Consider the following 1269-nt stretch of genomic DNA (forward strand, 5'->3'; position numbering starts at 1 on the left):
TGACCTGCCACTGAACTTTCATCCGGCAGCGATTAGAGCCTCGGCGGTTTTTGATACGCCAAGTGGCGCGGTGGGAGCAACCGGTGGAAACGGGAAGCTTCCACATTGCGTAGCGTTGGAGCCGGTTGCGGCGATGATCCCGGCATAATCGCCGGGGTCTGGTATCCGAGCGATGAGTGTGGCCGAAAATTATTGTAATCGTCGGCCCATTCAGCAATCGCGCTGCGGGCATGATCAAGACGGAAGAACAGGCTTTCGTTGAGCAACTCATCGCGCATGCGGCCGTTGAAACTCTCGACATAGCCGTTCTGCATAGGCTTGCCCGGTGCGATGTAGTTCCATTCGACCTTGTGATCCTTCGACCATGCAAGGATGGCATTCGAGCTCAGTTCGGTCCCGTTGTCGGAGACAATCATGCCGGGCTTACCCCGTCGCTCGATAAGCGTCGTCAGCTCTCGCGCGACACGACGACCTGATATCGATGTGTCCGGGATCGCCGCCAGGCATTCGCGCGTGACGTCGTCGACCACATTGAGGATGCGGAAACGCCTGCCGCACGCAAATTGATCGTGGACGAAATCCAGCGACCAGCGGGCATTGGCCTTTGCTTCAACGAGGATCGGCGCACGCGTGCCGGCGGCACGTCGTCGCGCTTTGCGTTTGCGAACGGATAGCCCTTCCTCGCGATAGAGCCGGTAGATGCGGTTGACGCCGGATCGTTCTCCCTCCCGTCTGAGCACGATGAACAGCCGTCGATATCCGAAACGCCGTCGCTGGTTGGCGAGGTCGCGCTGCTTCATTCGCAACTCGACCTCCGGCGGTCGGCAGGACCGATAGCGGATCATCTTGCGGTCGGCGGAAATGATCTGGCAGGCCCGACGCTCCGAGAGGCCCATAAAGGCCTTCAGATGCGCAACGGCGTCACGCTTGGCGGCAGGCCCTACCATTTTTTTGAGAGAAGCTCACGGAGTGCCGCCACATCCAGCATCTGCTCGGCGAGCAGCTTCTTCAGCTTCGCGTTCTCCTCTTCAAGTGCCTTCAGCCGCTTTGCCTCGGAGACATCCATGCCGCCGTATTTACCCTTCCAGTTGTAAAATGTGGCCGCAGAAATCCCGTGCTTGCGGCACAGGTCGGCAGCCTTCGCGCAAGCTTCCTGCTCACGCAGCACCCCGATAATCTGCTCTTCCGTAAATCTCTGCTTCTTCATTCGTCCGTACTAAATGGGCCGGACTCTAATCAATTCTGGAGGAAATTCTCAGTGGCAGGTCA

Annotated in this window: 1 pseudogene; it reads right to left on the minus strand. The window is 58.6% G+C overall.

Annotated elements, in window-relative coordinates:
• Window positions 1–18: 18 nt before the first annotated feature.
• Window positions 19–1207, minus strand: a pseudogene (locus B9A97_RS29210) (IS3 family transposase).
• Between the last annotated feature and the right edge of the window lie 62 nt (window positions 1208–1269).

The organism is Rhizobium sp. RU36D (assembly GCF_900176345.1).
Lineage (GTDB): Bacteria > Pseudomonadota > Alphaproteobacteria > Rhizobiales > Rhizobiaceae > Allorhizobium.